We start from the raw sequence: 17,211 nt of genomic DNA, 5'->3' as shown, positions 1-17,211 counted from the left end.
TCACCCCGCGGCGAGGGCCCTGCGGTCAGGGGCTCAGCCGCGTCCGCACCACCTCGAGGTGCTGGACCAGCTCCGGCGGGTCCAGCACCTCGATCTGCGTCCCGAGCATGACCAGCTCCGCGGCGAGGTAGTCCAGCGACTCCCCGCCGGTCACCAGCTCGCACCAGCCCTCGCCCAGCTCGCGCACCTGGCCGGCCAGCGGGGAGACCCGCTCGGACAGCTCCTCGACGCTCGTCCGCACCCGTGCGGTGGCCACGAACCGGTAGGGCGAGCGCGTCACCGAGGTGGTGATGTACTCCGCCGGGTCGGGGACCTCACGCGGGGCGTTGGGCAGGGTGCCGACGTCCAGCGCACGCGCCCGGTCCAGACGGAAGCTGCGCCAGTCGTCCCGGTCCAGGTCGAAGGCCAGCAGGTACCACCGGTGGCTGACCGCGACCAGCTTCGCCGGCTCGATCCGGCGCGTGCTCCCGGTCCCCGCCCGGTCCACGTACTCCAGGGTGGCCCGCAGCCGGTCACGGCAGGCGCGGGCGGCCGCCATCAGCACGCCGGGGTCCACGACCGCACGGGCGGTGCCCACCGTCACCGTGCTCTCGTGCAGCGCGGCCACCTGCTCGCGCGCCGCCGCCGGCATCACCTGGTCCAGCTTGGCGAGGGTCCGGACCGCGCTGTCGGTGACGCCCGCGACGGTGCCCCCCGCCGCCAGCCGCAGGCATACCGCGACCGCGACCGCCTCGTCCTCGGCGAGCAGCAGGGGAGGCAGCGCGCCGCCCGCGCCGAGCTGGTAGCCGCCGCCGGCACCGCTGCTGGCGCGGACCGGGTAGCCCAGCTCACGGAGCCGCTCGATGTCGCGGCGGATGCTGCGGGTGGTCACGCCGAGGCGCTGCGCCAGCTCCTCCGAGGTCCACAGCGCCCGGGTCTGGAAGAGGCCGAGCAGGCGGAGCACCCGGGTGGTGGGGTCGGTCATGGGAGCACTGTCCCACGCGTGGCGGACAGGATCCGTCCGCCAGGGGCGGTTGACTACCGTCATGGACGACCTCAACGACGGCCTCACCACGCACCTCGTCGACCAGCTGGCGTACCACTGGGAGCACGCCGCCCGACCCCGGCTCGAGGGGCTCACCGACGCCGAGTACCGCTGGGAGCCGGCACCCGGCACCTGGAACGTCCGCACCGCGGAGGAGGAGGCGCCCGCCGGGGTGGTCGTCCGCGCCGGCGCGGGTCCGTGGCTGGTGGACTGGGCCCCGAACCCCGACCCGGCGCCGGTCACCTCGATCGCCTGGCGGCTCGGCCACCTGATCACCGGCGTGTTCGGTATGCGGGTGCACAGCCACTTCGGCGGGCCGCCGGCGGACCAGCGGGACTGGGCCTACGCGGGCACCGCCGACGAGGCCCTCGCCCAGCTCGACCAGACGTATGCCGCCTGGGTCGAGGGCGTGCGCGGGCTCGGTCCGAGGGCGCTCGACACCCCGGTCGGGCCGGCGGAGGGGCCCTGGGCCGAGGCGCCGATGATCACCCTGGTGCTGCACATCCACCGCGAGGCGATCCACCACCTGGCAGAGGTCGCGCTGCTGCGCGACCTCTGGGCGCACCGGGTCGACTGACGGTGCAGCCGCCGTCGCTCAGGCGGTGGCCGACCCGGGGGTCCACCGAGCAGCGGTCTCGTCCTCGAGCATGCTCGAGTTCAGCCACGCCTCGGGGATGCCCATCCCCTCGACCAGCTCCAGCGCGTGCGGCCGCAGCTCGGAGCACAGCTGGTTGACCTGCGCCAGCACCGCCTTGGCCCGACCGGCCGACATCCTGTTGTGCGCCTGGAACCAGCCGCTGTCGGCGTCGATGGAGCTGAGCGCGTAGAGGGTGCACAGCCGCTCCAGCAGGTCCCTGACCTCGGGGTCCTCGCAGGCGTCGATCCCGGCGACGAAGGCCTCGAGGACCACCCGGTCCATGTGCGTGCGGGCCGCCATCAGCAGGTGGTCCTGGTGGGAGTTGAAGGCGGCGAAGGCGTCCTCGTCGCCGGCGCGCCGGCGCATCCGGGTCGCCAGCGTCTCCAGCACGTGGCGCTCGCGGTCGGCGAACATCGCCAGGTGCCAGCCGCGGTCGAGCAGCTTGTCGTCCTCGCTGCCGCGGGCGGCGGTGGCGCGCAGCCGCTCCACCAGCGGTCGCGCGGCGGTGGCCTCGACGAACTGGCCACCGAAGGAGCGGGCCGCGAACTGCACCATGCCGCGCATGTCCAGGTCGCCCCACATCTCCTTGTAGCCGGAGAGCAGACCCTTGGCGACCAGCTGCAGCAGCACCGTGTTGTCACCCTCGAAGGTGGCGAAGACGTCGGCGTCCCCGCGCAGCACGGTGAGCCCGTTCTCGGCCAGGTAGCCGGCCCCGCCGCACGCCTCGCGGCACATCTGCAGGGTGTCGTTGCCGAAGCGGGTGACGACCGCCTTGAGCCCGGCGGCCCGGGTCTCCAGCTCGCGCTGCGCCTCCTGGTCCTTGACCGGCATCTCGTGCAGCTCCTGCAGCCGCTCCACCACCTCGTTGACGGCGAAGGTGTGCGCGTAGCCGGTGGCGATCGCCGGGAGCAGCTTGCGCTGGTGCGCCAGGTAGTCCATCAGCACCACGTCGCCCTGGTAGCCGGGGGCGCTGAACTGGCGGCGGCGCAGGGCATACCGGGTCGCGATGGAGAGCGCCTTGCGGGAGGCGGTGCCGGCCCCCGCGGCGACGCAGATCCGGCCGCGGACCAGGGTTCCGAGCATGGTGAAGAACCGCTTGCTGTCGCCCTCGATGTCGGAGACGTAGCGCCCCTGCTCGTCGATCCCGCCGAAGCGGTCGAGCAGGTGCGCCCGCGGGACCCGCACCTGGTCGAAGGTGATGGTGCCGTTGTCGACGCCGGCCAGCCCGCCCTTGGCGCCGTTGTCGCCGAGGGTGACCCCCGGCACCGGGGTGCCGTCGGCGTCCCGGACCGGGACCAGCACCACGTGCACCCCGTGCGAGGTGCCGTCCACCACCAGCTGGCCGTAGACCGCGGCGATGTGCGCGTCCTCGGCGGCGGCGCCGATGTAGGTCTTGGTCGACGACGGGGTGGGGGAGTGCACCACGATCTCGTCGGTCGCCGGGTCATAGGTATGCGTGGTCTCCAGCGAGGCGACGTCGGAGCCGTGCCCGTACTCGGTCATCGCGTAGCAGCCGACCTGGTCCATGGACAGGTTGGGCGGCAGGAACGTCTCGTGGTGCCACGGCGTCCCGAGGGCGGTCACGGCACCGCCGTAGAGACCGAAGTGCACCCCGGACTTCACGGTCACCGACAGGTCGCCGTGCGCGGTCATCTCGAAGTCGACGCAGGACCGCCCGACGTCATCGAGGCCGCCCTGGGCGACCGGGAAGCCGCTGCCGGCCATCCCGTGCTCCACCAGCCGGCGCAACGAGGTGTTGGTCCAGGCGCGCGCCTCCGGCACCGACAACGAGGGGTCGCGGACCATCACCTCGGCGGGCACGGTGGCCCGGGCCAGGTCCCGCACCGGTCCGTAGCGACCGCCGGTGGCCCGGCGCAGGCCCTCGCCGAGCTCGGTGAGCCGTTCGTCCGAACGCGGTCGCCGCGCCTGGTCGCCGGCCGCGGCGGGCATGCTCACCTCCGTGCTCGGCCGGGGGGTGTGCGTGTCGGTCTGGGTGGAGGTGGTCATGCGCGGGTCACTCCTTGGAGGGCGGGGCGGATGAGCTCCATGACGGCGTGCGTGACGTCGTCCACGGAGGGCTGGTCGGGGTCGGTGGTGTTCGTGCTGAGCCAGTGGTCGGCGGCGGAGCGGACCATGCCCACGATGCCGTGCCCCCAGGCGGGGGCCAGCAGGTCGGCCTCGTCGGCGCGGCCGGCCTCGACCAGGTGGGCGTACAGCGCCGCGGTGATCTGTTCGCCGATGACGCCGGTCACGCGCTGGACGGGGTCCGGCTGGTCCGGGTCCTCCAGCGGCCGGGTCATCACGAAGCGATAGATGTCCGGGTCGCGCTCCACCAGCGAGAGGTAGGAGTGGGCCATCGCGGCGATCCGGCTGAGCAGGTCCCCGCCACTCTCCTGCGCCTCGCGCAGGTCGGCGAGGACGTTGTCGTCGACGGCGGACACGACCGCACCGTAGAGCCCGGCCTTGTCACCGAGATGTCGGTAGAGCACCGTCTTGCTGGTCCCGGCCTGGGCGGCGATCTCGTCCATGCCGACGCCGGCGCCGTGCTGGCGGATGGCCCGCAGGGCGGCCTCCACCAGCTGGCGGCGACGCTGGGTGCGATGGGCCTCCCAGCGGGCGTCCCGTCCGTCGCGGGCGCTACCGGCCAGGGCGGGCGAGGCCTGTGGCTCGATGCTCATGGATGTCAGAGTACCGCGTACCACGCGTATCGGCTACAGTCGGTATCGGATAGTTCGTCTTCCTCCGTGCCGCACCAAGGAGCACCACATGCCCGACCAGTTCAGAGACGCCGTCATCGTCGGTGGCAACCGGATCCCGTTCGGCAAGGCCGGGGGTGCCTATGCCGCCGCCTCGAACCAGGCGATGCTCACCTCCGCCCTGGACGGGCTGGTGGCCCGTTTCGGCCTGGCCGGACAGCAGGTCGGCGAGGTGGCCGCCGGGGCGGTGCTCAAGCACGCCCGCGACTTCAACCTCACCCGGGAGTCGGTGCTGGGGTCGGCGTTGTCCGCACGGACCCCCGCCTACGACCTGCAGCAGGCCTGCGGGACCGGGCTGGAGGCGGCGGTGCTGGTGGCCAACAAGATCCGGCTCGGCCAGCTGGACTCCGGGATCGCCGGTGGGGTCGACTCGGCCAGCGACGCGCCGATCGCCGTGGGTGAGGGGCTGCGCAAGGCGCTGATCAAGGCCAACCACGCACGCACCCCGATGGCCCGGGTGAAGGCGCTGGCCGGCGTCCGTCCCCGTGACCTCGCCCCGGAGACCCCGCGCAACGGTGAGCCCCGGACCGGGCTGTCGATGGGTGAGCACCAGGCGATCACCGCCAAGGAGTGGGGCATCACCCGCCAGGCCCAGGACGAGCTGGCCGCCGCCAGCCACCACAACCTGTCGCGCGCCTGGGAGTCCGGCTTCTTCGACGACCTGGTCACCGGCTTCCTGAAGCTCTCTGTCGACGAGGGTATGCGCCCGACCACCTCCGTGGAGAAGCTCGCCGCCCTGTCCCCGGTCTTCGGCAAGGGTGAGGGCGCCACCATGACGGCCGGCAACTCCACCCCGCTGTCCGACGGTGCCGCGCTGGTGCTGCTGGGCAGCCGTGAGTGGGCCGAGCAGCACCACCTGCCGGCGCTGGCCCGGTTCGTGGACGCCGAGGTCGCCGCCGTCGACTACGTCGACGGTGACGAGGGCCTGCTGATGGCCCCCGCCTACGCGGTGCCCCGGCTGCTGGCCCGCCAGGGTCTGAGCCTGCAGGACATCGACCTCTTCGAGATCCACGAGGCCTTCGCCTCGACCGTGCTGGCCACGATGGCCGCCTGGGAGTCCGAGGAGTTCTGCCGTGACCGGTTGGGCCTGGACGGCCCGCTCGGCACGGTGGACCGCAGCCGGCTCAACGTCAACGGGTCCTCGCTGGCGGCGGGTCACCCGTTCGCAGCCACCGGCGGGCGCATCGTCGCGTCGATGGCCAAGATGCTGCACGAGAAGGGTCCCGGCTCGCGGGGCCTGATCTCCGTCTGTGCCGCCGGCGGCCAGGGTGTCGTCGCGATCCTGGAGGGATGCTGACATGGCTGATCTGATGACGATGCTGACCACCAACCCGGTGGCCCGGCAGCTGGGCGTGCCGCAGGCCACCCGGCTGCGTCGGGGCCGTGAGCTGCCGGCCGGACAGGTGGCCCTGGGGGCCGCCGGCGGCGGGACCGTGGCGGCCAGGTCGCTGGCGCTGCTCGGCGTGAGCACCCGAGAGGCGCTCGTGGACACCTCGGCCACCCGGAGCGTCGAGACGGACGACAAGGGACGGGAGCGGCAGGTGCCGACGCCCTACCCGAGCAGGATCGGTGCGCTGGTGCTGGACGCCACCGGTGCCAGCGACCTGCGTGACCTGGAGGCCGTCCGTGGCCTGCTGCGCCCCGCGATGAAGGGCCTGGAGCCCTCCGGCCGGGTGATCGTGCTGGGGGTGGAGCCGCAGACGGCCGGCGCCCCGATGGCCGTCGCCACCCAGCAGGCCCTGGAGGGCGTCGTGCGCAGCGTCGGCAAGGAGCTGCGCGCCGGGGCCACCGCCAACCTGGTCCGTGTCGACCTGCTCACCGAGGGGGCGACCACCGCTGCCGACCTGGCCTCCACCCTGTCCTTCCTGCTGGAGGGCCGGTCGGCCTACGTCTCCGGCCAGGTCCTGCACGTCGGTCACGCCGAGGGCGACGCCGAGCGGCCCGTCGAGGCGGCCGGGCAGTCCCGGCCCTTCGAGGGCCAGGTCGTCGTGGTCACCGGGGCCGGTCGCGGGATCGGCGCCGGGATCGCCCGGACGTTCGCCCGCGACGGCGCCATGGTGGTGGCGGTGGACGTCCCGGCCGGCGGCCAGGGGCTCGCCGAGGTGGCCAACAGCATCGGCGGGACGGCGCTGCAGCTCGACATCACCGCGCCCGACGCCGGGCACCGGATCGCGGCCCACGTCGCCCAGCGGTTCGGCGACGCCGCCCGGATCCACGCCATCGTGCACAACGCCGGGATCACCCGCGACAAGCTCCTGGCCAACACTGACGATGAGCGCTGGGGCAGCGTCCTGGAGGTCAACCTCGCCGCCCAGATCCGGATGAACGAGCAGCTGCTCGACGCCGGGCTGCCGGGCGGTCTGGACGACGGCGGCCGGATCGTCGGGGTCGCCTCGACCTCCGGGATCGCGGGCAACCGCGGCCAGGCCAACTACGCCGCCTCCAAGGCCGGCGTGATCGGGCTGGTGCAGGCACTGGGGGCCGACCCGAGGCTCGCGGCCCGGCGCATCACCGCCAACGCGGTCGCCCCCGGCTTCATCGAGACCGAGATGACCGGCCGGATGCCGGTCGCCACCCGGGAGGTGGCCCGCCGGATCAACAGCCTCCAGCAGGGCGGCACCCCGGTCGACGTGGCCGAGGCCATCGGCTACCTGGCCGACCCCGCCTCCGCGGCGGTCACCGGTCAGGTGCTGCGGGTCTGTGGTCAGAGCCAGATCGGGGCCTGAGATGGACGACGTGGACGTGGAGCTGCTGGAGACCAGTCCGGGCGTGGGTCCCGCTCTCCTCCGGGGCGCCGTCACCGGTGCCGGGCGGCCCGGTGCCCGCGGCACCCTCCCGCGCCGCCGGCTGGTGCTGACCGGGGTCGAGCAGGAGGTCAGGGCGCTGGCGGACTTCTGCGAGGTCACCGGTGGCCTGCTGGGCAACGCCCTTCCCGCCACATGGTTGCACGTGCAGACCTTCCCCCTGCAGGTCAGGCTGATGGCCGCCCGCGACTTCCCGTTCCCGATGCTGGGCATGGTGCACGTCGCCAACCGGATGCGGGTGCACCGACCCGTCCGGGTGGACGAGACCCTGACGCTCTCCTCCTGGGCGCAGGACCTGACGCCGCACCGCAAGGGCCACACCGTGGACCTGAGGGGCGAGGCCCGGGTCGGCGACGAGGTCGTCTGGGAGGGGTCCAGCACCTACCTGGTGCGCTCCAGCACCCCACCGGACGTCGCCGGTGGTGGCCCCGGCACCCCGCCGGACACCGACTTTGGTGGGGACGGGTCCACCGACCCCACCCGCGCGGTCGCCACCTGGCGGCTGCCGGCCGGGCTGGGCCGGCAGTACGCCCGGGTCGCCGGCGACGTCAACCCCATCCACCTGAGCGCGCTCTCGGCCAGGGCGCTGGGGTTCCCGCGGGCGATCGCGCACGGCATGTGGACGCACGCCCGGGCGCTCGCCGCCGTGCAGTCCCGGCTCCCGGGGTCCTACGAGGTCGACACCCGCTTCCTCAAGCCGATCCTGCTGCCCTCCACCGTGGTGCTGCGCGCCGCGCTCGGCCAGGGGAGCGCCGACCTGGCGGTCACCGACCGGGAGGGCTCGAGGCGGCACCTGTCGATGCAGGTCAAGGCGCTGCCCTGAGCCGACGGCGGTGGCCGGGAGCCCGTTTTGGAATCGCCCGCCGCCCTCGTGTAAAGTTTCCTCTCGCTGCCTGGGAGCCTGGTGCTCAGCAGGAATCACAGCCCGCCCCCATAGCTCAGTCGGTAGAGCGTCTCCATGGTAAGGAGAAGGTCAACGGTTCGATTCCGTTTGGGGGCTCTGGTAGGCCGGTCCGCCGGCCTCCGCGAGGCGGAGTAGCTCAGCTGGTTAGAGCGCACGACTCATAATCGTGAGGTCGCGGGATCGAGTCCCGCCTCCGCTACCACGTACCGTCGCCGGTACGACACCGCAAGAGCACTGATCCACACCGAGAGCAGGTTGCACCGTGGCCAAGTCCACCGACGTCCGCCCCAAGATCACCATGGCGTGCACGGAGTGCAAGGAGCGCAACTACATCACCAAGAAGAACCGTCGGAACAACCCCGACCGGCTCGACATGGCGAAGTTCTGCCCGCGCTGCGGCAAGCACACCGCGCACCGCGAGACGCGCTGACCCAGCCGTCCGCACGCACGCGAGGCCGTCACCCGAGGGGGTGGCGGCCTTCGTCGTCCTCGTTAGGCTGTCCGGTATGCCCGTCAACCCAGATCTCGCCGGCCGCGCCTACCCACCGGCCGGCCCGTTCGAGGTGACCCGCGACCAGCTCGCCGCCTTCGCCGACGCGATCGGGGCGACCGGCGCCGCCTACCGGGACCCGGCCGCCGCCCGCGCGCTCGGGCACCCGGACGTCGTGGCCCCGCCGACCTTCGCGGTGCGCCTCGCCCAGCAGTGCGAGGCCCAGCTGATCCAGGACCCCGAGGCTGGCATCGACTTCTCCCGGGTGGTGCACGGCCAGGAGGGCTTCGTGCACCACCGGCCGATCGTGGCCGGTGACGTGCTCACCGGCACCCTGCACGTCGACACCATGCGGGAGGCCGGGGGCCACGGCATGGTCGCCACCCGGGTCGAGCTCGCCGACGCCGACGGGGGACCGGTCACCACGGTCACCTCCACGATCGTCGTCCGGGGGGAGGGCTGATGAGCGAGCTGACCCGCACGGTGAGCGTCGACCGCACCCGGCTCCTCGCCTACGCGGAGGCCTCCGGCGACCGGAACCCCATCCACCAGGACGCCGAGGTGGCCCGTGCCGTGGGCCTGCCGGACGTCATCGCGCACGGCATGTGGACCATGGGGGCGGCCCTGGAACTGGTCACCGAGTACGTCGGCGGCGACCCGGGCCGCATCCTGTCCTGCTCCACCCGCTTCACCGGCATGGTCGTGGTCCCCGAGGGCCGGACCGTGCAGGTGCAGGTCACCGGCGTCCCGGGGACGGTCGACGAGGAGGCCGGCACCCAGACCCTCGACCTCACCGCGACCTGCGACGGCGAGAAGGTGCTGGGCCGCTGCCGGGCGGTGGTCCGGAGGTGACCACGGCGCTGGCCGAGCTGACCACCATGCGGATCGGCGGGGCCCCCCGCCGGCTGGTCACCGCGGACACCGAGGCCGAGCTCGTCGAGGCGGTCAGCGGGGCCGACGCCGCGGGCGAGCCGCTGCTGGTGGTCGGTGGCGGCTCCAACCTGCTGGTCTCCGACGCGGGCTTCGCGGGCACCGTGGTCCTGGTCCGCACCCGTGGCGTGCAGGTGCCCCACCACTCGTCCTGCGGCGGGGTCGGCGTCACCGTCGCCGCCGGCGAGCCCTGGGACGAGCTGGTCGCGCAGGCCTGCGAGCAGGGCTGGTCGGGCATCGAGGCGCTCTCCGGGATCCCCGGCGGCACCGGGGCCACCCCGGTGCAGAACGTCGGCGCCTACGGCCAGGAGGTCGCCCAGACCCTCGCCCAGGTCCGTGTCTGGGACCGCACCGAGCGCCGGGTCCGCACCCTCTTCGCGGCGGACCTCGACTTCTCCTACCGGCACTCCGTGCTCAAGGGGTCGATGGCCGCAGCGGGTCCTGGCTCCGTCACCCCGCGCTACGTCGTGCTCACCGTCACCTTCTCGCTGCGCCCCACCGAGCTCTCGCAGCCGATCGGGTATGCCGCGCTGGCCGACGGCCTGGGGGTGCCCCTGGGGGAGCGGGTGCCGCTGGGCGAGGCCCGGGCCGCCGTGCTGGAGCAGCGCCGTCGCCGCGGGATGGTGCTGGACCCGGCCGACCACGACACCTGGTCCTGCGGGTCTTTCTTCACCAACCCGATCCTGACCGCCGGGCAGCGGGAAGAGCTGCAGCGGCGGGCCGCCGCGCTGCCCGGGGCGCCCGGGTCGGTGGCCCCGGAGTTCCCGGCCGTCGACGGCCGGGTGAAGACCTCGGCCGCCTGGCTCATCGAGCGGGCCGGCTTCGACAAGGGCTACGCGACCACCCAGGGACGTCCGGCGGGACTCTCGACCAAGCACACGCTGGCGCTGACCAACCGTGGGTCGGCACGGGCCCAGGACGTGCTGGCCGTCGCCCGCGAGGTGCGCGACGGGGTCCGGGAGACCTTCGGGGTGAGCCTGGTCAACGAGCCGGTGCTGGTGGGACTCGAGCTCTGAGGCTCTGACCGCGGCCCGCCCCTCACCCGGGTGCTGTCGACTCCCACGCGGCCACCTGGTCCAGCAGCTCGCGGCGCAGCTCCGGCGGTGCCGCCGACCCCTCGATGGAGCCGCGGGCCAGGTCGGCGAGCGCGGTGTCGGGCAGGTCGTGGTCCAGGCGTGCGGAGACGTACTGGTCGGCCAGCCGGCTGCCGAAGAGCAGCGGGTCGTCGGCCCCCAGGGCGACCCGCGCCCCGACCTCGAGCAGCCGCCGCAGCGGGACCGCCCCGAGCGAACCGTAGACCCCGAGCGCCACGTTGCTGCCGGGGCACACCTCCAGGGTGACCTGGTCGCGCACCACCCGGTCCAGCACGGCCGGGTCCTCCACCGCACGCACCCCGTGACCCAGCCGGTCCGGTGCCAGGTGGTCCAGCGCCACCTGGACGTGGTCGGCCCCCAGCAGCTCCCCGGCGTGCGGGACGCTGGCCAGGCCGGCCCGGGCGGCGATCCGGAAGGCGTGCTCGAAGTCGCCGGTCCAACCGCGCCGCTCGTCGTTGGACAGCCCGAAGCCGACCACGGTGCCCGGCCCCCGGCCGGCGTGCCGGGCCGCGAGTCGGGCCAGGGTGCGGGCCTCCAGCGGGTGCCGCATCCGGCTGGCGGCGACGACGACGGCGACCTGGGTGCCGGTCCGGGCGCTCGCCTCCCTGGCCTCGTCCAGGACGATCTCCAGCGCCGGGGTGAGGCCCCCCACGTAGGGGGCGTAGGAGGTGGGGTCGACCTGCAGCTCCAGCCACCGGGACCCCTCGGCGGCGTCGTCCTCGGCCGCCTCGCGGACCACCCGTCGCAGGTCCTCCTCGTCGCGGACGCAGGCCCGGGCGGCGTCGTAGAGGCGCTGGAAGCGGAACCATCCCCGCTCGTCGCGCCCGGAGAGCTCGGGCGGCCAGCCGGTGGTGAAGGCGGGAGGCAGGCGCAGGCCGTGCTTGACGGCCAGCTCCTGCACCGTCGTCACCCGCATCGAGCCGGTGAAGTGCAGGTGCAGGTGCGCCTTGGGCAGCGCCAGGATCGATCTGCTGCGCTCGGGCATCCCCCCACCGTAGACGGGGGCCAGCACCCTGCCTCGGCACCCCCGGGGTGGTTAGAGTCCTCCTCGTGACAGTTATCCAGACGCGGTCGCTGACCAAGCGTTTCAGCTCCAGCGCCCCGGCGGCCCTGAACGAGCTGTCCATCGAGGTCGGGGACGGCGTCACCGGCCTGGTCGGGGCCAACGGCGCGGGGAAGTCGACCCTCATCAAGATCCTGCTCGGGCTGCTCGCCCCCACCTCCGGCGGCGCCACCGTCCTCGGGCACGACATCGGCGGGCAGGGGGAGGCGATCCGCCGGGTGGTCGGCTACATGCCGGAGCACGACTGCCTGCCCCCCGACATGCGGTGCATCGACTTCGTGGTCCACATGGGGCGGATGTCCGGGCTGCCGCCGGCGCCCGCCCGGGAGCGGGCCGCCGACGTGCTCCGGCACGTGGGCCTGGCCGAGGAGCGCTACCGGTTGATGGGCGGGTACTCCACCGGGATGAAGCAGCGCGCCAAGCTGGCGCAGGCGCTGGTCCACGACCCGCAGCTGGTGATGCTGGACGAGCCGACGAACGGCCTCGACCCGGCCGCCCGGGACGACATGCTCGCGCTGGTGCAGCGGATCGGCCACGACTTCGGCATACCGGTGCTGGTCACCTCCCACCTGCTTGGGGAGCTGGAGCGGATCAGCGACCACGTGGTGGTGCTGGACGCCGGCGACCTGCTGCGCTCCGAGGCGACCCGCACCTTCCTGGCCGACACCGGGCTGGTGCTGGTGGAGGTGCTCGGGGAGACGGACGCCCAGACCCGGATGGGGGAGGCGCTGGCCGCACGTGGCCTGTCCTGCCGCCCCCGGGGGACGCTGATCGAGATCGACCCGATCCCCACCGAGGGCGCCGGCGACGACACCGGCGACGCCATGCCAGACCCCGAGGCGGCCGCCCGGGCCCACGACCGGCTCCGGGACGTGGTCCGGGACACCGCCGCCGAGCTGGGGGTCGGGCTGGTGCGGGTGCAGCCGCAGACCGGCCGGCTCGAGGACGTCTTCCGGGACGAGGTGCCGGCATGAGCGCCACCGGGGAACGCACCGGTGTCATCCACGACATCGGCTACCGGCGGTATGCCGGTGCCCGCACCGGGCGGGCCGGCATCATCCGGGCGCTGCTCGGCTCCGGCGTGCTGGCGATCTTCGGCTTCGGCCGGTCCGGCAAGGCCAAGGTGCTGCCCTTCGTGCTGCTCGGGATGACCCTGGTGCCGGCCGTCATCCAGGTCGCCATCATGGTCGTCATCGGCCTCAGTGCCGACCTGCTCACCTACTCCGCCTACAACGCCGGGAGCTCGTTCCTGGTGGTGCTCTTCGTCGCCGCCCAGGCACCCGTCCTGTTCAGCCGCGACCTGCGCTCCGGGGTGATCAGCCTCTACCTGGCCCGACCCCTGGGCGCGGCGACCTTCGCGCTCACCCGGTGGGCGTCGCTGGTGCTGGCCATCCTGGCCTTCGTGCTCACCCCGCTGCTGGTCCTCTTCATCGGCGGGCTGAGCGCCGGTGCCTCCTTCTCCGAGGAGCTGCCCCGGGTGGCGGTCGCCTTCGGCGGGGCGATCCTGCTGGCGCTGCTGGTGGCCACCGTCTCGGCGGTGATCGCGTCCTGGACGCTGCGCCGGGGGCTGGCGATCGCCGGCTCGATCATGGTGCTGCTGGTGGGGCTGGGGGTCACCGCCGGCATCCAGGAGACGGCGAGCTCCGAGGGGCTGGACACCTTCGCCCGGTGGGCCGCGCTGCTCTCGCCCTTCGTCCTGGTCGACTCTGTGCAGGTCGGCCTCGGCGACACCACCGGCCAGTTCCCGGCACCCGCCGAGAGTGCCGGCACGGCCTGGCTGCTGCTGCTCTCCGCGGTGGTGCTGATGGTCGGTGGGCTGGGCCTGCTCATCCGTCGCTACCGCAGCAAGGGGGCATGATGTCCGACCTGGTCCTCACCGGGGTCTCCCGGTGGTACGGCAACGTCGTCGCCGTCAACGACGTCTCGATGACGATCGGCCCCGGGGTGACCGGCCTGCTCGGCCCCAACGGGGCCGGCAAGTCGACCCTCATCGCCCTGATGGCCGGCTTCCTCGCCCCGTCGTCGGGGGAGGTGCGCCTGGACGGCGCTCCCGTCTGGCGCAACGTCGCGGCATACCGTGACCTGGGGCTGGTGCCCGAGCGGGAGGTGAGCTTCGCCTACCTCACCGGACGCCAGTTCGTGCAGGCCACCGCCGAGCTGCACAAGCTCCCGGACGCCCGCCGCGCGACCGAGGCGGCGCTCGCCGAGGTGGAGCTCACCGACGCGGCGGACCGGGCGATCAGCACCTACTCCAAGGGCATGCGGCAGCGGGCCAAGCTGGCCTCGGCCCTGGTGCACGAGCCCGGGGTGCTGCTCCTGGACGAGCCCTTCAACGGGGTGGACCCGCGCCAGCGGATGCACCTGATGGCGCTGCTGACCCGGATGGGGGAGCAGGGACGCACGGTGCTCTTCTCCAGCCACATCCTGGAGGAGGTCGAGCAGATCGCCCGGCACATCGAGGTCGTCGTCGCCGGTCGGCACGCGGCCAGCGGGGACTTCGGGGCGATCCGACGACTCATGACGGACAGGCCCTCCCACTACGTGATCCGCTCGAGCGACGACCGCGCCCTCGCCGCCGCCCTGATGGGGCAGCCGAGCGTGCGCAGCGTCGGGCTGGGCCGGGTCGGCGCGGGGGAGGCGATCACGGTGGAGGTGACGGAGATGGGCCAGTTCACGCACGCGCTGCCCCGGCTGGCCCGGGAGGCGGGGATCACGGTGCGTGAGCTCGCACCCTCGGACGAGAGCCTGGAGTCGGTCTTCACCTACCTGGTGCAGTCATGAACCCGACGATCGCGAGGCTGGCGTTCCGGGCGCTCGTCGGCGGCTGGCGCGGGATCGTGCTGATCGCGCTGCCGGTGCTGCTGGTGCTGCTGGCCGGACTCCTGCGGGGCCTGACCGGGGAGCCGGTCGAGCCGGACCTGGTGATGGTCGAGGTGGGTCTGGCGCTGGTGGTGCCGCTGGTGGCGCTGCTCGCCGCGAACGGCGTGCTCGGCCCGGAGATCGACGACGGCTCGGTCGTCTACCTGCTCTCGACCCCGGTCAGCAGGTATGCCGTCGCCGCGTCAAAGTACCTGGTCGCCGGTGGTATCGCCGCCTTGGTCTCGGTCGTCGGGCTGCTCGCGGCATCCCTCGCCGGAGGACTCGACGGGGAGTGGCTGCTGGTGTCCCTGGTGACCGGCGGGGTGGGGGCGTTGCTCTACACCGCGCTGTTCACCGCCTTCTCGGCGGCCACCCGGCACGGCATGATCGCCGGGCTGCTCTACATCACGGTGCTGGAGGGGCTGCTGGGCCGGCTGCTCACCGGACTGCGCTACGTCTCGGTGCGTTCGGTCGCCGAGCGCCTCGGGGAGGCGGCCTCCGGCGTGGACCTGGGGGGCCAGGACCTGTCGCTCACCTACGCGCTCATCGCCTCCGCCGTGCTGCTGGTCGTCGGCGTCGGGGCCGCGGGCTGGCGGCTGCAGCGCTTCCAGCTGCGCGGGGACGAGTAGCGGCTCGCGTCCCCGCCGCTCAGGTCGGTCCCGGGAGGGCGCACGCCTGGGTGCCGCCGGGGAGCTGGTGCCGGTGGGCGGCGACCCAGCGGTAGGCCGCCGAGGCGGGGCGCTCGAGCACGCGGGAGCCCAGCACCCGACCCAGCAGCGGCAGCGGGACCGGGCAGTGCCGGAGCACCTGCGCGAAAGCGTGGTGCCCCCAGGCCACCTCCCCGCCGGGCAGCAGCACCGGGATCTCCAGCAGGGCGCGGTCGGCGTCCACCCCGAGCGCGGCCAGGTCCCTCGACTGGAGCGGGACGACGTCCACCCGGGCGCCGAGGCGGGGGATCCAGCCCGCGGACAGGGTGCAGAAGCCGCAGTCGGCGTCGTACAGCACCAGCGGGCGGTCCGGGCCGGTCCGTGCGGTCATGCCTCTAGTATCCCTCTCCCCGACCGGGCGCGCCTTCTGCTCCGACCGGGCGCGCCTTCTGCTCCTTCTCCGGGGCCACTGACCTGCGGGTTGCATAGATATGCGGTGGTGCGCATACACTCGTTTCCATGTCCAAGGTCTTGACGAGCATCCCCATCGGTGAACACGTCGGCATCGCCTTCTCCGGCGGTCTCGACACCTCAGTCGCGGTGGCGTGGATGCGTGAGAGGGGTGCCGTGCCCTGCACCTACACGGCCCACATCGGTCAGTACGACGAGACCGACATCGACGGCGTGCCCGGGCGCGCCCAGGAGTACGGCGCCGAGCTGGCGCGGCTGGTCGACTGCCGGCCCGAGCTGGTCGAGGAGGGCCTGGTGGCCCTCGCCTGCGGCGCCTTCCACATCCGCTCCGGCGGACGCACCTATTTCAACACCACACCGCTGGGTCGCGCCGTGACCGGCACCATGCTCATCCGCGCGATGAAGGACGACGAGGTCCACATCTGGGGTGACGGGTCCACCTACAAGGGCAACGACATCGAGCGCTTCTACCGCTACGGTCTGCTCGCCAACCCGCAGCTGCGGATCTACAAGCCGTGGCTGGACGAGGCCTTCGTGCACGAGCTGGGCGGGCGCGACGAGATGAGCCAGTGGCTGCACGAGCGGAACCTGCCCTACCGCGCCAGCAAGGAGAAGGCATACTCCACCGACGCCAACATCTGGGGCGCCACCCACGAGGCGAAGACGCTGGAGCACCTGGACGTGGGGATGGAGATCGTCGACCCGATCATGGGCGTGCGCTTCTGGGACCCGGAGGTGGAGATCCCCACCGAGGACGTCACCGTCTCCTACCGTGACGGGCGCCCGGTGGCGATCAACGGCGAGGACTTCGGCGGCGACGCGGTGGCCCTGGTGATGGAGGCCAACGCGATCGGCGGCCGGCACGGGCTGGGGATGGCCGACGAGATCGAGAACCGGATCATCGAGGCCAAGTCCCGCGGGATCTACGAGGCGCCCGGGATGGCCCTGCTGCACATCACCTACGAACGCCTCGTCAACGCGATCCACAACGAGGACACCATCGCCGCCTACCACGCGCAGGGACGCGCGCTGGGCCGGCTCATGTATGAGGGGCGCTGGCTGGACCCGCAGGCGCTGATGATCCGGGAGTCGCTGCAGCGCTGGGTCGCCTCCGCGGTCACCGGCGAGGTGACGCTGCGGCTGCGGCGCGGTGAGGACTACACCATCGTCTCGACCGACGGTCCGGCCTTCTCCTACCACCCGGACAAGCTGTCGATGGAGCGGGTGGCGGACGCCGCCTTCGGGCCCACCGACCGGATCGGCCAGCTGACCATGCGCAACCTGGACATCGCGGACTCCCGCTCCCGGCTCGAGCAGTACGTCGGGATGGGGCTGCTCGGCAAGGGCGGCGCCGACTCCGGCCGCTCGGCGCTCGGGCTGGCCAGCACCACGCTGGTGGGCGAGCTCACCCCCGGCGGGGCGGACCGCATCGCGCGCGGCGTCGGCCCGACCGAGGAGGACGAGGAGGCGCTGGACTGGGCGGCGATGGAGTTCGGCACCGACTAGACGGGTCCACGGCCCGGTGGCACGGC

18 protein-coding genes and 2 tRNA genes are annotated in these 17,211 nt (G+C 73.2%); 15 read left to right on the top strand and 5 right to left on the bottom strand.

Features of this window, described 5'->3' with window-relative positions:
- Positions 1-25 precede the first annotated feature (25 nt).
- Positions 26-964 carry a helix-turn-helix transcriptional regulator gene (locus ACI3EY_RS11425; protein ID WP_405040476.1) on the bottom strand — a complete coding sequence of 313 codons (939 nt, stop codon included), beginning with the start codon at positions 962-964 and terminating at the stop codon, positions 26-28.
- 61 nt (positions 965-1,025) lie between these two features.
- Between ACI3EY_RS11425 and ACI3EY_RS11420 the strand changes: the two genes are divergently transcribed.
- Positions 1,026-1,601, top strand: coding sequence for a DinB family protein (locus tag ACI3EY_RS11420; RefSeq protein WP_405040475.1), 576 nt, complete (start codon positions 1,026-1,028; stop codon positions 1,599-1,601).
- Positions 1,602-1,619: 18 nt separating this feature from the next.
- On the opposite strand, the gene ACI3EY_RS11415 is transcribed toward ACI3EY_RS11420, so the two are convergent.
- Positions 1,620-3,668 carry an acyl-CoA dehydrogenase family protein gene (locus ACI3EY_RS11415; protein ID WP_405036441.1) on the bottom strand — a complete coding sequence of 683 codons (2,049 nt, stop codon included), beginning with the start codon at positions 3,666-3,668 and terminating at the stop codon, positions 1,620-1,622.
- Positions 3,665-4,339, bottom strand: a complete 675-nt coding sequence (locus tag ACI3EY_RS11410; protein WP_405036442.1) for a TetR/AcrR family transcriptional regulator — start codon at positions 4,337-4,339, stop codon at positions 3,665-3,667. The genes ACI3EY_RS11415 and ACI3EY_RS11410 overlap by 4 nt, the downstream gene beginning before the upstream one ends.
- 88 nt (positions 4,340-4,427) lie before the next feature.
- On the opposite strand from ACI3EY_RS11410, the gene ACI3EY_RS11405 reads away from it, so the two are divergent.
- The 9 genes from ACI3EY_RS11405 (at position 4,428) to ACI3EY_RS11365 (ending at position 10,561) form a co-directional block, all read left to right on the top strand.
- The gene (locus tag ACI3EY_RS11405) at positions 4,428-5,714 is read left to right on the top strand and encodes an acetyl-CoA C-acetyltransferase (protein WP_405040474.1); all 1,287 of its coding nucleotides are present in this window, start codon (positions 4,428-4,430) and stop codon (positions 5,712-5,714) included.
- Position 5,715: 1 nt separating this feature from the next.
- Positions 5,716-7,143: a 3-oxoacyl-ACP reductase gene (locus tag ACI3EY_RS11400; protein ID WP_405040473.1), complete on the top strand. Its 1,428-nt coding sequence runs from the start codon at positions 5,716-5,718 to the stop codon at positions 7,141-7,143.
- A 1-nt stretch (position 7,144) separates the two neighbouring features.
- Positions 7,145-8,044 carry a MaoC/PaaZ C-terminal domain-containing protein gene (locus tag ACI3EY_RS11395; RefSeq protein WP_405040472.1) on the top strand — a complete coding sequence of 300 codons (900 nt, stop codon included), beginning with the start codon at positions 7,145-7,147 and terminating at the stop codon, positions 8,042-8,044.
- Between the two features lie 104 nt (positions 8,045-8,148).
- Positions 8,149-8,221, top strand: a tRNA-Thr gene (locus tag ACI3EY_RS11390).
- Positions 8,222-8,250: 29 nt separating this feature from the next.
- Positions 8,251-8,327 (top strand) — tRNA-Met (locus tag ACI3EY_RS11385).
- A gap of 60 nt (positions 8,328-8,387) precedes the next feature.
- Complete coding sequence (rpmG, locus tag ACI3EY_RS11380; protein ID WP_010148718.1) at positions 8,388-8,555, top strand: 50S ribosomal protein L33; 168 nt, start codon at positions 8,388-8,390, stop codon at positions 8,553-8,555.
- A 76-nt stretch (positions 8,556-8,631) separates the two neighbouring features.
- Positions 8,632-9,078, top strand: coding sequence for an FAS1-like dehydratase domain-containing protein (locus ACI3EY_RS11375; protein WP_405036446.1), 447 nt, complete (start codon positions 8,632-8,634; stop codon positions 9,076-9,078).
- Positions 9,078-9,467 carry a MaoC/PaaZ C-terminal domain-containing protein gene (locus ACI3EY_RS11370; RefSeq protein WP_405036447.1) on the top strand — a complete coding sequence of 130 codons (390 nt, stop codon included), beginning with the start codon at positions 9,078-9,080 and terminating at the stop codon, positions 9,465-9,467. The genes ACI3EY_RS11375 and ACI3EY_RS11370 overlap by 1 nt, the downstream gene beginning before the upstream one ends.
- Positions 9,464-10,561, top strand: coding sequence for a UDP-N-acetylmuramate dehydrogenase (locus ACI3EY_RS11365; protein ID WP_405040471.1), 1,098 nt, complete (start codon positions 9,464-9,466; stop codon positions 10,559-10,561). Before ACI3EY_RS11370 ends, ACI3EY_RS11365 begins: the two co-directional genes overlap by 4 nt.
- Positions 10,562-10,583: 22 nt before the next feature.
- Here ACI3EY_RS11365 and ACI3EY_RS11360 read toward each other — a convergent pair whose 3' ends face one another.
- The gene (locus ACI3EY_RS11360) at positions 10,584-11,624 is read right to left on the bottom strand and encodes an adenosine deaminase (protein WP_405040470.1); all 1,041 of its coding nucleotides are present in this window, start codon (positions 11,622-11,624) and stop codon (positions 10,584-10,586) included.
- 65 nt (positions 11,625-11,689) lie between these two features.
- Here ACI3EY_RS11360 and ACI3EY_RS11355 point away from each other — a divergent pair, with 65 nt between their 5' ends.
- Genes ACI3EY_RS11355 through ACI3EY_RS11340 form a run of 4 tightly spaced genes read left to right on the top strand, consistent with a single transcriptional unit; the run spans position 11,690 to position 15,190 of the window.
- A complete protein-coding gene (locus tag ACI3EY_RS11355) occupies positions 11,690-12,676 on the top strand; it encodes an ATP-binding cassette domain-containing protein (protein ID WP_405040469.1) in 987 nt (328 codons plus the stop codon).
- Positions 12,673-13,560: a hypothetical protein gene (locus ACI3EY_RS11350; RefSeq protein ID WP_405036451.1), complete on the top strand. Its 888-nt coding sequence runs from the start codon at positions 12,673-12,675 to the stop codon at positions 13,558-13,560. Before ACI3EY_RS11355 ends, ACI3EY_RS11350 begins: the two co-directional genes overlap by 4 nt.
- On the top strand, positions 13,557-14,483 hold the full coding sequence (locus ACI3EY_RS11345; RefSeq protein ID WP_405040468.1) for an ABC transporter ATP-binding protein: 927 nt from the start codon (positions 13,557-13,559) through the stop codon (positions 14,481-14,483). The genes ACI3EY_RS11350 and ACI3EY_RS11345 overlap by 4 nt, the downstream gene beginning before the upstream one ends.
- Positions 14,480-15,190 (top strand): ABC transporter permease, encoded by a 711-nt coding sequence (locus tag ACI3EY_RS11340; protein ID WP_405040467.1) that lies wholly within the window; start codon positions 14,480-14,482, stop codon positions 15,188-15,190. The genes ACI3EY_RS11345 and ACI3EY_RS11340 overlap by 4 nt, the downstream gene beginning before the upstream one ends.
- A 19-nt stretch (positions 15,191-15,209) precedes the next feature.
- On the opposite strand, the gene ACI3EY_RS11335 is transcribed toward ACI3EY_RS11340, so the two are convergent.
- The gene (locus ACI3EY_RS11335; RefSeq protein WP_405036454.1) at positions 15,210-15,599 is read right to left on the bottom strand and encodes a thiol-disulfide oxidoreductase DCC family protein; all 390 of its coding nucleotides are present in this window, start codon (positions 15,597-15,599) and stop codon (positions 15,210-15,212) included.
- 128 nt (positions 15,600-15,727) lie between these two features.
- On the opposite strand from ACI3EY_RS11335, the gene argG reads away from it, so the two are divergent.
- Entirely contained in the window at positions 15,728-17,185 is a 1,458-nt protein-coding gene (gene argG / locus ACI3EY_RS11330) for an argininosuccinate synthase (RefSeq protein WP_405036455.1), read from the top strand.
- Positions 17,186-17,211: the final 26 nt, after the last annotated feature.

Origin of the sequence: Serinicoccus shuyuelongi (genome assembly GCF_045032955.1) — a bacterium.
Taxonomy (GTDB): domain Bacteria; phylum Actinomycetota; class Actinomycetes; order Actinomycetales; family Dermatophilaceae; genus Ornithinicoccus.
This window is presented reverse-complemented; position numbering and strand designations above follow the sequence as displayed.

Bases quoted from the DNA above. Each gene is read 5' to 3' on its own strand.
- ACI3EY_RS11425 (WP_405040476.1), bottom strand. From the start codon at position 964: ATGACCGACCCCACCACCCGGGTGCTCCGCCTGCTCGGCCTCTTCCAG.
- ACI3EY_RS11420 (WP_405040475.1), top strand. From the start codon at position 1,026: ATGGACGACCTCAACGACGGCCTCACCACGCACCTCGTCGACCAGCTG.
- ACI3EY_RS11415 (WP_405036441.1), bottom strand. From the start codon at position 3,668: ATGACCACCTCCACCCAGACCGACACGCACACCCCCCGGCCGAGCACG.
- ACI3EY_RS11410 (WP_405036442.1), bottom strand. From the start codon at position 4,339: ATGAGCATCGAGCCACAGGCCTCGCCCGCCCTGGCCGGTAGCGCCCGC.
- ACI3EY_RS11405 (WP_405040474.1), top strand. From the start codon at position 4,428: ATGCCCGACCAGTTCAGAGACGCCGTCATCGTCGGTGGCAACCGGATC.
- ACI3EY_RS11400 (WP_405040473.1), top strand. From the start codon at position 5,716: ATGGCTGATCTGATGACGATGCTGACCACCAACCCGGTGGCCCGGCAG.
- ACI3EY_RS11395 (WP_405040472.1), top strand. From the start codon at position 7,145: ATGGACGACGTGGACGTGGAGCTGCTGGAGACCAGTCCGGGCGTGGGT.
- ACI3EY_RS11375 (WP_405036446.1), top strand. From the start codon at position 8,632: ATGCCCGTCAACCCAGATCTCGCCGGCCGCGCCTACCCACCGGCCGGC.
- ACI3EY_RS11370 (WP_405036447.1), top strand. From the start codon at position 9,078: ATGAGCGAGCTGACCCGCACGGTGAGCGTCGACCGCACCCGGCTCCTC.
- ACI3EY_RS11360 (WP_405040470.1), bottom strand. From the start codon at position 11,624: ATGCCCGAGCGCAGCAGATCGATCCTGGCGCTGCCCAAGGCGCACCTG.
- ACI3EY_RS11350 (WP_405036451.1), top strand. From the start codon at position 12,673: ATGAGCGCCACCGGGGAACGCACCGGTGTCATCCACGACATCGGCTAC.
- ACI3EY_RS11345 (WP_405040468.1), top strand. From the start codon at position 13,557: ATGATGTCCGACCTGGTCCTCACCGGGGTCTCCCGGTGGTACGGCAAC.
- ACI3EY_RS11340 (WP_405040467.1), top strand. From the start codon at position 14,480: ATGAACCCGACGATCGCGAGGCTGGCGTTCCGGGCGCTCGTCGGCGGC.
- ACI3EY_RS11335 (WP_405036454.1), bottom strand. From the start codon at position 15,599: ATGACCGCACGGACCGGCCCGGACCGCCCGCTGGTGCTGTACGACGCC.
- argG (WP_405036455.1), top strand. From the start codon at position 15,728: ATGTCCAAGGTCTTGACGAGCATCCCCATCGGTGAACACGTCGGCATC.